Source organism: Acinetobacter sp. ATCC 27244 (assembly GCF_000156555.1).
Lineage (GTDB): Bacteria > Pseudomonadota > Gammaproteobacteria > Pseudomonadales > Moraxellaceae > Acinetobacter > Acinetobacter haemolyticus.
On record NZ_GG665962.1, the window covers coordinates 151,847 to 166,933 of the forward strand.

The 15,087-nt window shown below is 42.4% G+C and carries 13 protein-coding genes; 1 reads left to right on the forward strand and 12 read right to left on the reverse strand.

Annotated features, from left to right (window positions below):
* Positions 1–83: 83 nt before the first annotated feature.
* The 11 genes from HMPREF0023_RS12750 to HMPREF0023_RS12800 all read right to left on the reverse strand — a co-directional run bounded on the left by HMPREF0023_RS12750 (position 84) and on the right by HMPREF0023_RS12800 (position 12,032).
* On the reverse strand, positions 84–1,592 hold the full coding sequence (locus tag HMPREF0023_RS12750; protein WP_005083827.1) for a UvrD-helicase domain-containing protein: 1,509 nt from the start codon (positions 1,590–1,592) through the stop codon (positions 84–86).
* A 9-nt stretch (positions 1,593–1,601) separates the two neighbouring features.
* Positions 1,602–2,369 carry a bifunctional phosphoribosyl-AMP cyclohydrolase/phosphoribosyl-ATP diphosphatase HisIE gene (gene hisIE / locus HMPREF0023_RS12755; protein WP_008942288.1) on the reverse strand — a complete coding sequence of 256 codons (768 nt, stop codon included), beginning with the start codon at positions 2,367–2,369 and terminating at the stop codon, positions 1,602–1,604.
* A 91-nt stretch (positions 2,370–2,460) separates the two neighbouring features.
* A complete protein-coding gene (locus HMPREF0023_RS12760) occupies positions 2,461–2,841 on the reverse strand; it encodes a VOC family protein (protein WP_017396561.1) in 381 nt (126 codons plus the stop codon).
* A 25-nt stretch (positions 2,842–2,866) separates the two neighbouring features.
* On the reverse strand, positions 2,867–4,183 hold the full coding sequence (locus tag HMPREF0023_RS12765; protein WP_008942290.1) for an FAD-dependent oxidoreductase: 1,317 nt from the start codon (positions 4,181–4,183) through the stop codon (positions 2,867–2,869).
* 210 nt (positions 4,184–4,393) lie between these two features.
* The gene (locus HMPREF0023_RS12770) at positions 4,394–5,191 is read right to left on the reverse strand and encodes an ABC transporter ATP-binding protein (protein WP_004637708.1); all 798 of its coding nucleotides are present in this window, start codon (positions 5,189–5,191) and stop codon (positions 4,394–4,396) included.
* A gap of 11 nt (positions 5,192–5,202) precedes the next feature.
* On the reverse strand, positions 5,203–6,111 hold the full coding sequence (locus tag HMPREF0023_RS12775; protein ID WP_008942292.1) for an ABC transporter permease: 909 nt from the start codon (positions 6,109–6,111) through the stop codon (positions 5,203–5,205).
* An 86-nt stretch (positions 6,112–6,197) separates the two neighbouring features.
* Positions 6,198–7,577: a CmpA/NrtA family ABC transporter substrate-binding protein gene (locus tag HMPREF0023_RS12780; protein ID WP_017396560.1), complete on the reverse strand. Its 1,380-nt coding sequence runs from the start codon at positions 7,575–7,577 to the stop codon at positions 6,198–6,200.
* A 303-nt stretch (positions 7,578–7,880) separates the two neighbouring features.
* Complete coding sequence (locus HMPREF0023_RS12785; RefSeq protein WP_004637712.1) at positions 7,881–9,500, reverse strand: ABC1 kinase family protein; 1,620 nt, start codon at positions 9,498–9,500, stop codon at positions 7,881–7,883.
* Positions 9,501–9,512: 12 nt separating this feature from the next.
* Positions 9,513–10,181, reverse strand: coding sequence for a ubiquinone biosynthesis accessory factor UbiJ (locus HMPREF0023_RS12790; RefSeq protein WP_005083813.1), 669 nt, complete (start codon positions 10,179–10,181; stop codon positions 9,513–9,515).
* A gap of 10 nt (positions 10,182–10,191) precedes the next feature.
* Positions 10,192–11,133, reverse strand: coding sequence for a bifunctional demethylmenaquinone methyltransferase/2-methoxy-6-polyprenyl-1,4-benzoquinol methylase UbiE (ubiE, locus tag HMPREF0023_RS12795; RefSeq protein WP_005083811.1), 942 nt, complete (start codon positions 11,131–11,133; stop codon positions 10,192–10,194).
* A gap of 191 nt (positions 11,134–11,324) precedes the next feature.
* Complete coding sequence (locus HMPREF0023_RS12800; protein WP_005083809.1) at positions 11,325–12,032, reverse strand: FFLEELY motif protein; 708 nt, start codon at positions 12,030–12,032, stop codon at positions 11,325–11,327.
* Between the two features lie 205 nt (positions 12,033–12,237).
* Here HMPREF0023_RS12800 and HMPREF0023_RS12805 point away from each other — a divergent pair, with 205 nt between their 5' ends.
* Positions 12,238–13,656: a polyphosphate--AMP phosphotransferase gene (locus tag HMPREF0023_RS12805; protein WP_008942294.1), complete on the forward strand. Its 1,419-nt coding sequence runs from the start codon at positions 12,238–12,240 to the stop codon at positions 13,654–13,656.
* Between the two features lie 29 nt (positions 13,657–13,685).
* On the opposite strand, the gene HMPREF0023_RS12810 is transcribed toward HMPREF0023_RS12805, so the two are convergent.
* On the reverse strand, positions 13,686–15,017 hold the full coding sequence (locus HMPREF0023_RS12810) for an MFS transporter (protein WP_008942295.1): 1,332 nt from the start codon (positions 15,015–15,017) through the stop codon (positions 13,686–13,688).
* Positions 15,018–15,087: the final 70 nt, after the last annotated feature.

Sequence of the window (15,087 nt, forward strand, 5' to 3'; positions counted from 1 at the left end):
ACCAGCGTTGCCTGATCAGCTAAAACGACATAAACAAGGCATGAAGCGTAGGTAATCGAAACAGACCCGAGTCAAGTGCGCTTTTAACCTGCGGACTGACGAAGAGTTGAGGGAGCGCGTTGTTTTAGCTTTAATTGTTGTATTAAGTCATAAAGATGATGGATATTTAAACTTACTTTAGCACGAGTACAGGCCACGTAAAGTAATCTTAATTCTTCATCTGTAATTTTATGTTCTAGTCCATTTATTTTAAATTGGTAATCATCTTCGATATGAACGCGATTCCACTCCAATCCTTTCGCTTTATGCGCGGTTGAAATGACATAGTCCGCTTGTTCAATTGGAGTGATTTTTGCCAAAGCTCTTTTGAGCGGTTCAGTTCCATGATCATCGACAAGTTTAACCAACGGTTTGATATCACTGCCATCATTGGTTTCGCAGTATTCATGTACATCATGCCAAGAGTTAAACCAAGCCAGCTCAGGGACATCGGTGATGCGTTTACCTTGTTTAAGCAAACTGGCAGCATCAACAAAACGACTCAGCTTCTGATGATCGGCTTGTAGACTGACTTTATCTCCATGTACCAAACCTGACAGTAATAATTCCATGGCTCTAGCATTGGTACGGCATAAAATCGCATCACGCATTTTGGTATGTGGTTTATTGACCACGCTTGATTTCATGTTTGGATTGCCGAGCAGCGGAACCGTTTCGTTTAGCGCACCCAGTAGGCAATTTGCTACATCAGCAATTGCCTCACCAAAACGAAATGATGTGGTCAAACGACTTTCATGTAATGGCATCTGTTGCATTGCATTGACGGCGCCACGCCATGCATAGATTTGTTGATGTGCATCACCAACATAAATGACTTGTGTACTTTTCTGGCGTAACAAGATTCCAAGCATCAGTGGGTCAGCATCTTGAGCTTCATCAAACAAGACATAGTCCGCAGGGATATTGGGTTCTGATAGAGCCCAAAGCTTTAGATAAATATCATGTCCAATACCAGCTTGATGATTCTGATCAATTGATTCTAACCAACGACGTTCTACCGCAGGGTAAAGGTGCTGTTGTAATGCTTCGATATCATCTTGGTGTAACCAACTGGGTGCTTGGATATGGCGAGGTGCCGGGTATTGTGAACTGGTCGAGCAAAAATAACTGACAGCATTCGCGACGAGACTTGCAAGACGACTTGGCATCAACACATATTTTTCATAACGCCCGCCCATGAGACGACGAAGAGTAATCGGCTGTAGGCGATATTCTTTGGCAATAAAACTTGGACTTAGGCGTGGTAAGCGTAATTTGTCGGTCACACCACGCGGTACGCTACGAAAAGCAAGTGAGTGAAAAGTTCTGCAATTCACATTGCCATGAAATTTGCTTTGCGCTTCAGATGCGATGGCTTTATTAAACGCCAAGTACATACCACGCCGTTCAGGCATGGCATCACTGATCATTTGTAAGGTGGTGGTTTTACCTGTGCCAGCATACGCAATCACTTTAAAGGATTGTCCTAGGCGAGCATTGTCTATGGCAATCGCTTGCTCATAGGTGGCTTTGGGTTTTTCGATAGTTGACACAGGCTCTCGTTACGCTTCTTTGCTACGGTTGGCTTTTTCAACAAGGCCAGATAGCCCCTGACGGCGAGCGAGTTCATCCAATACTTCTTGTGGTTCAAGGTCGAAATAACCAAGCATAACAATACTATGGAACCATAAGTCTGCAACCTCATAAATCAGGTCATGCTTGTTTTCCAATGAGGCTTGGATAGCATAGTCTTTGGCAGCAATAATGCTTTCGACGCTTTCTTCACCGACTTTTTCTAATATTTTATTGATGCCTTTTTTATACAGGCTGGCGATATAAGAATTATCTGCTTCGGCTGTTTTACGCTGTTGCATCAAACGACCCAAATAAGCAAGTACATCGACTTGTTCATTTTGATTGTGCGTATGGGTTTCTGTTTTAGCAGATGCACCGTAAATAGCAGTTGGATCTTTCAGTTGAGCATCAACAACTTCCCAGCCTTGTGACGTGAGCTTACGATAGAAACAAGACTCACGACCTGTGTGGCAGGCGATTCCACCATGTTGTTCAATTTGCAGAATAATTACATCCGCATCGCAATCCAAACGAATTTCATGCACAGTTTGGAAGTGCCCTGATTCTTCGCCTTTGTGCCAGAGCTTTTGACGTGAGCGTGAGTAATACACTGCCTGATTTTTTTCAGCAGTTAGTTGTAAAGCCTCACGATTCATCCACGCAACCATTAACACTCGACCAGTTTGATGATGTTGCGCAATGGCAGGAACAAGACCATTGGAATCAAATTTAACTTCATCTAACCAGTTTGACATGAGTGAAAATCCATTTGGTGGAAAGCCGTTAGTGTAGCGTTTGTGGCTAGGGTTGGCTATGCTTATAGGGTAAAAAGTCGAAGATAGAACGTTAAAGATAGTTCGAGATTTCAATCAAATTCTGATCTGGATCACGAATATAAATCGAAAGAATTTTCCCCATCGCACCTGTTCTATCGATTGGACCTTCAATGATTTCAATGTGCTGTGCCTGAAGGTGTGAAATCACTTCATTGAGTGCTGTTTCCGTAATAAAACATAAATCGGCTGAACCCGCAGTTGGTTGAAATGCCTTAGGTTCAAACGCTTTGCCCACTTGATGCAGATTGATTTTTTGATTGCCAAATTTTAGTGCTTTACGGTTTTCGGCAAAAGTAATGACTTCAAAATTCAGGGCTGATCGATAAAACTGACAGGTGATTTCAATATTAGCGACGGTCAAAACCAAGTGGTCTAAATGGCTAATTTTCATATTTAATTCAACTCTCTTTATTTCTTTATTCACATTCAGGTAAGGATTGATTGTTTGTAATTAAACGATTTTCATGGCGTTGATACTCAGCAATTTGCTGATAACTCATTTGTTGAAGAGGTCCTTTTTTTAAGCCTGAAATGGTGATTGCCATTTCTTTACGGAAATAGGGGATTTGATACATCCACGGGAAAATCAAGTCACGTAAACCACCCGCCCACCAGTGATCTGACTGATAAAGTGGTGTCAGCAAACGGCTGAGAAATTGATAGAACTGGGTCGATGAGCTGCGTTGTAGATGATAGTGTTGCCACAATATCGACCAGTCAATTTGCTGATTTTTCTTGGCAGTTTGTAGCGATTGCGAAAAAGCCCACGCATCTAACAGCGCCATATTGGTACCCTGTCCGAGTTGTGGACTCATGGCATGGGCTGCATCCCCAATCACACCAATTCGACCTTGTCCAAATTGTGACATCACTACATCACGATATTGAGCTGATAGCCATTGCGGTTGATTTTGCTGGCCTAATAAAAGCTGCTTGAGCCATTCTGCGACTTCAGGCCAGCGTTCCTCCACTTGTTTTAACCAATGTTGTTTTGCAGATTCATCTTTTAGGAACGATTGTAGTTGCGATGTTGGTAAGCTCCAAAACACACTGGAAAGCCGTTGTTGTGGTGCTGATGGGATCGCACCGGTAGGAAGAATCCCCATCATAATTTTAGCGCGATCATAAAACTGATGTAGGATTTCAGGATTTAAGCTTAAACATTCAGGTACGATTGTCCATGCGGCACCCCAAGGATAAGGCTTATCGATTTTAACCCATGCTTTGGGGCGAAGTTGGCTACGTGCACCATTGGCAATCAATACAACGTCAAAACAGTCGTCAAAACGGTGTTGTTTGAATAAACCCAATACTCGAACCTCGTTTTGTTGCTCTTGGATTTTTTCAATACAATGGCTCATTCGCCAAGTCACTTGACTGGAATATTCAGCCAACTTTTCAGTTAAGACATGACATAAAGTGGCACGATGAATGCCGAGACCAAAACGGTGAGCTTCGGCTTGATGATAATGGCTATTTACCAATAGACGCTTATCGGCAAGTTGTCCTTCTAAACCTGTGACTTTTGCACCGAGCTTTAAAGCTTGATCAAGGATGCCAAGATGTTCAAACACAGCTAAACCCGCGGGTTGTAACAGTAAACCTGCGCCGACAGGAGAGAGTTGATCCACCTGTTCAAAAATAGTGACTCGATGACCTTCACGAGCCAGTAAAATGGCTGTCGCTAGTCCCGCAGTACCAGCACCAATAATGGCAAAATGAGCTGTATGCATGTGTTTTTAAATCAACGTGTTGCGTTGTTATCTCTGTATTTCAATAATAATTTTGTCTTATGGTTGGTTAGGATGCCGTTTTTGAATAGTACTGGTTTTAATAGAGAAGTCAAAGTCTCGCAATAGATAGATACAGCGCGCATTACAAAAAAGCCTGCATGGCACATCTCATAAAGACGCATTATGCAGGCATATCTAAATCAGTAGATACTAAGCTTCAGCATGTTTATGCTTATGATGCAAGAAAGCAAGTACTTCACCTCGATAATGATTGAATTGCGCATCTTCAGCTAATGCGAGACGATCACGTGGTCGGGGCAGATCAACTGTTAAAATATCACCGATGGTTGCCGCAGGACCATTGGTCATCATCACAATTCGATCAGATAGTAGCACTGCTTCATCCACATCATGTGTGATCATGATCATGGTGTTATTCAGCTCAGCCTGAATTTGCATGAGTGCATCTTGTAGGTTGCTGCGCGTGAGGGAATCCAATGCACCGAACGGTTCATCGAGCAATAAAACCTTGGGTTTCATGGCGAGGGCACGCCCAATCCCGATACGTTGCTTCATGCCGCCTGAAATTTCATTGGGTAATTTGTCTTTAGCATGCAACATATTGACTTGATTAAGATTGTGAATGATCCAGTCATGGCGTTCGGCTTTGGTCATCGTGGTTTTGAATACCGAATTCACTGCAAGCTCAATATTTTCATAGCAGCTTAGCCAAGGCAGTAACGAGTGATTTTGAAAGACCACAGCGCGATCACTACTTGGAGAGTTGACTTCTTTACCATCGAGTAGAACCACTCCTTGAGTGGCTTGGTATAATCCCGCAACGATATTTAAAACGGTTGATTTACCGCAACCTGAATGTCCAATTAATGAAACAAACTCGCCTTGATGAATGTCTAGATGAATATCCTGTAAAGCGGTGAAGGTTCCGCCACTGTCTTTTTCGAACACCATATCGAGATGTTGTAAAGAAAGATATGCTGTACTCATGAATGAACTCCTTAGCGCGTGGCAAGTGATTTGTCCCAGCTAAAACGGCGTTGTAGCATGAGCATAATGCGATCGAGGGCGAAGCCAATAAGACCAATGGTAATGACTGCGACAAAAATTCGTGAGGTAGAGAGACTGCTGCCATTTTGGAACTCATCCCATACAAATTTACCCAAGCCCGGATTTTGAGCGAGCATTTCCGCTGCAATCAGTACCATCCAACCGACACCGACGGATAAGCGTAAGCCTGTAAACACCATCGGAATAATGGCTGGCAATACAATTTTGGTGAGATGGGTATACCACGATAAATTCAGCACTTTACTGACATTCATAAAATCTTGGCTAATTTGCCCCACACCGACCATAGTGTTAATGAGGGTAGGCCAAATGGTGCACATGGCAACAGTGATGGCAGAAATGACAAATGATTTTGATAACCCTTCGATTGGGTGGACATATAAAGAGGCCACCAATAGGCTCACGATGGGTAGCCAAGCAAGTGGGCTAATGGGTTTAAAAATTTGAATCAGTGGATTTAAAGCGCGATAAAAATTAGGACTGAGCCCACAAAGTAAACCGACTGGGATCGCAATCATTGAAGAAATGAGACATGCAGTGAGAACTGTCTTTAAGCTCGTCAGAATTTGATCAATAAAGGTCGGTGGCGCGCTAAAGATTGCGGTTGATCCTTCTGGTAAATTGGCATAAAAAGTTTTAGCAGCTTCGCGCTGATTAGAAAACTCGGACATTAGCCCTTTAAAGGCATTCAACACTTCAACGGGACCGGGTAGATTGCCGATATTGGTTTGGATTTGTTGAGATGCACCTTGCCACACCGCGAGAAATGCAAGAATTGCAATAATCGGAAGGACGATACTGAGAATAGTGTGACGTGTCTTTACTGATAATTTTTTCATGAAAATTCCCCCTATAACATCAATTTAGATTTGGCGAGATAAGTGCGCCTTTGTCATGGCGACACTTATCTCGTGTTGGTAGAGAATTATTTCAGGCCAATTTTAAAGGATGCCAAGAATGCATTTGGCTGGTTGGCATCAAAGCGCACACCATCCAGTGCACTGGTTTCAGGTGCTTTGATATAGCTCGCAGTGCTAAAGTCAGGGAAATCTTCAGCCTTCATTTTTCCTTCAGCAATGAGTTCTTTTGCTGCTTGTGCATAGATTTCTGGTTGATAGGCTTTCTTCGCCATATCTAAATACCATTGGTCAGGCTTGGTTTCTGGGATATGTCCCCAACGACGCATTTGGGTCAACCACCAGACAGCATCTGAATAATACGGAATGCCGTATTGACCTTTATAAAAGGTATTAAAATTGGGTACAGGGCGTTTATCACCTGCTTCAAATTCAAATGTTCCTGTCATACTGTTGGCAATCACCGCCTCATCCGCACCCACATAGTTGGGTCTTGAAATAATTTTGACGGCTTCGGAACGATTGGCATTGTTGTCTTGATCTAACCAGTACGATGCACGGATTAATGCTTTGACAACTTTAACTGTGGTGGTTGGATTTTTCTCTGCAAAGTCTTTGGTCATACCAAATACTTTGTCTGCACCATCTTTCCACATTTGATCTGAGGTGGCGACAGGGACTCCAATTTTTCTAAACACGGCTTGCTGGTTCCACGGTTCACCCACGCAATAGCCCATGGTTGTACCCGCCTCCATCGTAGCAACCATTTGTGGAGGGGGAACCACTGAAAGCATGACATCTGCACCTTTATTGCCCGAGGTGTCGTTAGCATCATAAACACCAGGATTGACACCTCCAGCAGCTAACCAATAGCGCATCATGTAGTTATGTGTGCCTACAGGAAAGGTCATCCCTAAATTAAATGGCTTCCCAGATGCTTTGGATTGGTCGGCCGCACCTTTTAGGGATGCAGCACTAATCGGGTGCTTCGGTTTGCCATTCTCCATACTCAATTGTGGTTTCATTTGTTGCCAAACAGTGTTGGAAACAGTGATTGCTGCGCCATTATAAGAAAGGGTAAATGGGGCAATGATTTCTTTATTACCGGTGATGCCTGTCATTGCACCAAGAGGCATCGCCGCGAGCATATGCGCGCCATCTAACTCACCGCCTGCAACACGGTCATACAAGACTTTCCAGTTAGATTGTGCTTCAAGCTGTACATTTAATCCTTCATCTTGGAAATAGCCTTTTTCATGGGCAATTGCTAAAGGCACCATATCTGTCAGCTTAATAAATCCAAGTTTAAGATTGGTTTTTTCAGCGCCAGTTGCTGTGTTTGAAACGGCATCCTTTGCTGTTTCTGGTTTTTTCCCACATCCGCTGAGCGATAAGACGACAGCAGTCATACACATCGTTAGACATGTTGATTTGACGAAATGTGACATAATCGTTAGACCCCTATTTTGATATCTCTTGGTCATCAGCTTGGTGATCTATGCTGATTGATATTTTATTTTTGCTTGTGAGCGGTGTGATAGGGGCGTGCAAAAAAAGACAATACAAAATCATGATGACGCCCTCACAACTCAATCCATATGTATGGACAAGCAGTTCTACGGGCATCATTGGCCGTGAATTAAAAAAATCACCTTTGATTTTTTATAATTATGAAGTAGCAACTTGTATGCCAAATCATCAAAGGTCTATACATTATTGTTTTATAATTTAAGTGTGAAATACCAAAACTACTATTTAGTCATACGCCAAAGCGCTAGTAGACTGCTTAAAACGATCAATACAATTGAGATAAACCAAGGGCTTATAATTGCAATCGTCAGCATAATCAACATGGTGCTACCAAACATCCAGCTGCGACGTTGTTGCTGTTGCATTTGTAAACGCATTTGTTGAATTTCTTTGAGCTGTTTGTCATGCCATGCAGATTGATTTTTTAAACCATTGAGACTATCAATCAGCAGACTCGGTAGATCCTGAGCGCCCAATAATAGATCAGGAATTTGTTGTCCAATCTCTTTGACATTTTTTACTGGATTCATGTTGGCTTTGACCCACTCTGTCAAAATAGGTTTTGCCAATTTCCAGATATCGAGTTGAGGGTAAAGGTCTGTACCCAAGCCTTCAACATGAACCAACGTCTTTAACAACAACATCAGTTGTGGTGGAATTTCCAAATGGAATCGACGTGCAATATCCATCACCTGAATCAAAATGCCTGCGAAATCCAATTGATCCATTGGTTTTGACACCATTGGACCGACAGTACGACGCATTTCTCTTGATAATGCATCTTGATCAGTGCCCGGTGGAATCCAGCCTGCTTGATGCACGATCTGAATCAACTGCATGAAGTTACTGTTCATGACAGCAAGTAGCATCCGCGCAACCGTCATTTGATCGGACTTGGATAATTCGCCCATGATGGCACAATCTAGTGCAATAAAACGCGGATTACTTGGGTTAATGGTTTCAACAAAGACATTACCCGGATGCATGTCAGCGTGGAAAAAGTTGTCACGGAATACTTGAGTAAAGAAAATGGTCAAGCCTTTTTCTGCCAAATCAGCGCGATCCATGCCAAGACGATCAAAGGTCGCGATATCTGAAATAGGAACACCGGTGATACGTTCAGCCACCATCACATCTTTACTGTCCATATAGACTTCAGGCACATACATCATGCTTGAGCCAGTAAAGTAGTGTCGCATACGACGGGTATTGTCTGCTTCTAAGCTTAGATCCAGTTCATTTAAGATAATTTGGCGATAATCTTGAATAATTTCAGATAAATGTAAGGCACGAGCGGCTTCTAAACGATTTTCTAGCCAATCACCAAGCCATGTTAAAATTTCAAAATCTTGTAGGATTTGACTGCGAATATCAGGGCGAGTGACTTTAACCACGACTTCACGACCATCATGCAACGCCGCGGTATGCACTTGGGCGATGGATGCAGCAGCGAGCGGTTGCTCATCAAAACGCAAGAATAAGGTGTCAACATCCGCCTTTAGCGACTCTTGAATACGCTGCTTAGCCAGTTGTGTGTCATAGGGTTTTACGCGGTCTTGTAATAACACCAGTTGTGATAATACTTCAGGTGGAATTAAATCGCGGCGAGTTGAAAGTAATTGACCGAGCTTAATCGCTAACGGCCCCATATCTTCTAATGCTTCTTTGAGCTTAAGTGGATTCTTTTTCTCTCGACTAGACCATGCAGCAGGGTGCATTTTGATGACATTTAATGCATGGCGTGCTTTTACTGGTAATTCTTCCGCAGGGAACAAGGTATCAAGGCGGTAATGTGCTGCAATACGCCAGAGTTCAAGTAACCGTGTAATATGCGGAATCATATGAAATTTTACCTAGTCTTGTGTGGGATTAAACTGAGATTGTAACTGCTGAAATTTTGCTTCTAAACGATCTAATTCTTGATTGAGCTGACGAGTCTCTCGATTCAGATCATCCATTTGCCAACGCGGAGCAAATAAACCGCTATCTTCTTTGAGCGCATCTTCGACAAAGAATAAATGACTTTGCAACGAGCGTTTTATGTGTTGAGGCGCAAGCTGAATTTTCCCTAACTCATGTGCGAGTTGTGGTCCAATCCAAGGGGATAAATGTGCTGCCAGATCTGGTTCGGCTTGTTGCATGATCCGTTGAATATCTTGCAATAAGTGATAATCACCTTCCAGTGGAATATTGCCAATTTGATCCATGTCGCTGAGTAGCAATTTGACTAAAGCCACCACGTTTTCAACATGTAAAGTTGCGGTCGCATCGACTATTTTATGTTGAGGATCTAAAGGACGTTGTTCAAAAATAGAAGCGGTTTGACTCTGTCCTGTGACAGTGGGTTCGAGACGAACTTTATTTTCATCAAAAAACACATCAACAGAAAGTTGCGGACTGTCGATCACAACTCTCAATAGTTGACCTTGTAGCTGATTGAGTTGAATACGTGTAATCGCATCCAAATCAATCATTTGATGAATGATACGTTCGACTGCACCAAGTGCTAAAATCGACCACATATCTTAAGCCTTACAATTTGAATCCGCGGTGAACTGCAACAATACCACCTGTTAAGTTGTGGTAGTCACAGCTTTGGAAGCCTGCATTTTCCATCATGCCTTTGAGGGTACGTTGGTCTGGATGCATACGAATTGATTCTGCAAGATATTTATAGCTTTCAGAATCATTTGCCACCAATTTACCCATGATCGGAAGTGCGGTGAATGAGTAAAAATCGTAGAGTTTTGAAAATGGTTCAAAAACAGGTTTTGAGAACTCAAGTACCAATAAACGACCACCTGGCTTAAGTACGCGGTACATCGCTTGTAAAGCCGCATCTTTGTCCGTCACGTTACGTAAACCAAAACTGATTGTCACTAAATCAAAACTATTATCCGCAAATGGTTCTAAAGTTTCTGCATTGGCCAGTACGAAATCAACATTGGTACAACCTGCATCAATTAGACGGTCACGACCAACGTTCAGCATTGATTCATTGATATCTGAAAGAACAACATGTCCCTGAGGGCCAACTTCACGGCTAAACACTTTGGCTAAGTCACCCGTACCGCCAGCGATATCTAGCACGTGCTGACCACGACGAACGCCTGACATATTGATCGCAAAGCGTTTCCATAAACGGTGAATACCAAATGACATCAGGTCATTCATGATGTCGTATTTGCTCGCCACGGAATGGAAGACTTCTGCAACTTTTTGTGCTTTTTCATCACTGCTTACGGTTTGGTAACCAAAGTGTGTGGTTTCACCGACATTGCCTGTATTGGCACCACGCGGCAAGTTGTATTTCGGTACTGAACCTGTAGGTGTCGAAGCAAGACCTTGTTGTAATGATTGTTGCTGACCTTGTGGTGTGCCTTGAGGCAGTGGCGAGCTTAGGAATGGACTGACTTTGTCTGAACTTGGTTTTTGCTCAACTTCTGGGGTAGGCTGTTGGTTTTCGTTAGACATTGTTTTCTCCTAAACTTTCGTTCTAGCGGCACGAATCAGCATGCATAATGACAGATTTTGTATTTTTTTACAGGCTTTGCTGCGTAATTGTTATGAATAATATACAGAAACTCATTTTCCCAAAAGTTTTTTTAAATTGAATTGGCGAGTGATAAATCTCCCTCTACATTGAGAGGGAGCAATGCATCACTTTAAGCTTGGAACGGGTTTGGATGTCCAGCATGGACTTTATCAATAATTTCACGTTCTTTTTCTGTAAAGGTTTGGATAAAGCTGGCTGCTGACTTCATCGGTTTCATCGCTGCAAAACCTTCTTGAATAAAGGCATACATGCGTTCAAATTGATATTTATTGGCGATCCCTTTACACATTTTAAACGCAGCATACATCATGGTTGAGCGCATATATTTGTCTAATGTTAGGCCTAGCTCATCCAGTAACTGTAATTGTTCATATCGAGCTTCACCTTGGTCCAATTTGATTAAGGTCTGACGCATGATTTCATCTGTGAGCGGTGTGTCCAAAGGGTAATCTTGTAAGAGCTGAATCGCGACTTGTTCATCCAATTGTGTTGCGAGGACTGCAAGACTGACCGATTTGGTTCCTGTTTTGATTGCATTTTCAGGGAGCAGGCTTTCTGCTTTATGCGCATATTTCAAGAGACGTTCGATTTGCTGAGCCATGGCATCAAAATCAGGCCCGCCATATAAACGATTTAAAAAATACTGAGCCATCAGTTGATTCTCAGGTAGGGCAAAAAACGCTTGGTGTGTAGCCGCGATACGAGTCTTCATCCATGCTTGAACTTCATGCAGACGTTGTGCAATCGCTGGATCTTGGTGGTAATTTAAATTTTGATATTTTAATAAAAGATCATCAAATGCAGCGAGTTTTGACATATTTGAACTCTATGAAAATAAAACCATGAAATCATAGGCTGCATCATACCCAAGAACTATGACAGCATAAACGTTAAATGTTTAACAATTGGTCACTGTGGCTATACACTGACAATATCTACAGAAATTGTACATTTGTGTTTCTAAACACCAAAGCAGTTATGACTATACTCGATGTTATTAAATCATGCACTTAGGGTGAAAAATGAATGCGCAAACCCCTGTATTTGAATTGCGAGATGAAGATGAGCTGTCTTTAGATTTGATCGAAGCACAGTATGCTTTAAGAGAGAGTCGGGACCAGAAAAATGCAAAAAGTGTTTTGGTCTTGGTCAGTGGGATTGAGTTGGCCGGAAAAGGTGAAGCCGTTAAACAATTACGAGAATGGCTGGACCCTCGTTATTTGCGAGTAAAAGCGGATGCTCCTCAGCGCTTATCAAGCGATCAGGCATTTTGGCAGTCTTATACTCGATTCATCCCCGCAGAAGGACAAATTGTGGTGATGTTTGGCAATTGGTATAGCGATTTACTTGCAACCGCGATGCAGGATCCCAAAGCATTCAAAGACAGTGCCTTTGATCAATATGTTCAGAAGATGCGTGATTTTGAAAATGATTTGCGACAAAATCATGTCCATGTGATCAAAGTTTGGTTTGATCTCTCATGGAAATCCTTACAAAAGCGTCTAGATCAGGTTGATCCATCTGAACAGCATTGGCATAAATTGCATGGATTAGATTGGCGTAATAAAAAACAATACGATACTTTGCAAAGTTACAGTCAGAGATTTACGGATGATTGGTTCATCATCGATGGTGAGGATGAAAAGCGCCGTGATCAATGCTTTGCTCAATATATATTACAAACCTTACAGGCTTTACCAGAGCATCCAACACAAGTCGAGCAGACATGGCAACAGGCCAGTATTCCTAAAGAATTATTAGTACCAGATCAGAACATATTGGAAAAAGAGCAATATAAAGATCAGTTAAATGAACTCACCCGTAAAGTCGCTGAGGCGATGCGTTGTGATAAGCGAAATGTCATTATTGCCTTTGAAGGCATGGATGCTGCAGGTAAGGGCGGGGCTATCAAACGTATCGTCAAAAAACTTGATCCACGCGAATATGAAATTCATACCATTGCAGCACCAGAGCGTTATGAATTACGTCGTCCATATTTATGGCGGTTTTGGAATAGATTGAATGATAGTGGAAAAATCACCATTTTTGACCGAACTTGGTATGGGCGTGTCTTGGTGGAGCGAATTGAAGGTTTTGCATCCACAGTGGCGTGGCAACGTGCCTATGATGAAATCAATCGGTTTGAACAGAATCTAACGGATTGTCAGACGGTGATTGTCAAAATCTGGTTAGCAATCAGTAAGGATGAGCAAGCGCGTCGTTTTAAAGAACGCGAACAGACCTTGCATAAGCGCTTTAAAATTACGGAAGAAGATTGGCGTAACCGAGATAAATGGGATCAATATTTAGAAGCCGCCGCAGATATGTTTGAACGAACGGATACTGCAAATGCACCTTGGCATGTGATTGCTACAGATGATAAATACACTGCAAGAATTGAGGTCTTGAAAGCGATATTAAAACAGCTGAACGTCGATTAAGCGTTCAGCTGTAAAAGGTGCATACGCTTTTATTTATCAGAGATAAGAGCAGCGTGTTGATCAATTGAATGTTGATGGGTTGAGACGTTGCCACGAATCATTTGCTGTTGGCGGAAAATAATTAAGGTGGCAATGAAGCTAATGATTGCAGCAAGCATCAACCAAAAGGCTGGCATACTTTTGCTACCAGAACTTTGTACCAGATAGGTCGCAATCATTGGTGTTAGCCCACCAAATACCGAGGTTGCTAAACTATAAGCAACCGAGAAACCTGCGATTCGAACTGAGCTTGGCATGATTTCAGTGAGAGAAACCACTAGTGCACCATTATAAAAACTATAAAGTAGTGATAACCACAGCAATGCGAGCAGCATATGAGCTAAACTGATGTCATGGGCTAACCAGTTCAGTAAAGGATAGGCACTCAGAAAAATCAGTAACGAGGTGATAATCAGTAATGGTTTTCGACCAAATTTATCAGAAAGATGACCGCCAATAGGGAGGAGCAAGAAGTTGCTTGCGCCAACCATGACGGTTGCAATTAAACTTTCAGTGCTGCTGAGATTGAGGACTTCTTTACCATAGGTCGGTGTGTAAACAGTAATGAAATAAAACATGGTGGTGGTGGTGGCAACCATACACATTCCAAGCAACACAATTTTCCAGTTCGAAGCTAGTGTGCGCATGATTTGCTGTGTGGTTGGATGTTCTTTGCGAGCACTAAATGCTTCAGTCTCTTGCAATGATTTTCGTAACCAAAAAATGAAAGGAATAATTGCACAACCGACGAAGAACGGAATGCGCCACGCCCACGCATCGACTTGTGCCTTGGTGAAAATGAGACTGACAATATAGCCCAACGTGGCGGCAAAAATGACAGCGACTTGTTGGCTAGCGGATTGCCAACTGGTAATAAAACCACGATTATGAGGCGCTGCGATTTCTGATAAATATACTGAAACACCGCCAAGTTCTACGCCTGCTGAAAATCCTTGAGCGAGTCGACCGATGAAAATAAGAACGGTGGCTGCAAACCCAATGCTGGCATAACCAGGCGTCAGTGCAATCAATAATGAACCAGCTGCCATAATGCTTAAGGTAACCATTAAGCCTTTGCGTCTTCCGATGCGATCAACGTAAGGACCAAGGACCAAAGCACCAATTGGACGCATTAAAAAACTCACCGCAAAGATCAAAAAAGTTTTCATCAGTGCGGCATAGCTGCTATCAGCGTGGAAAAAGGTTTCTCCTATGGCTTTTGCGTACAGCCCAAATAGAAAGAAATCATATTGTTCGAGAAAGTTCCCACTTGTGACATTAAAAATGGCACGTATTTTTGACGTTGTTTGTCCGTGTTGCACAACGACTCTCCATCATTTATTTGTCATCGTGGGATGGAGAATAAAAATACAATCTTGATCTAAACTTAAA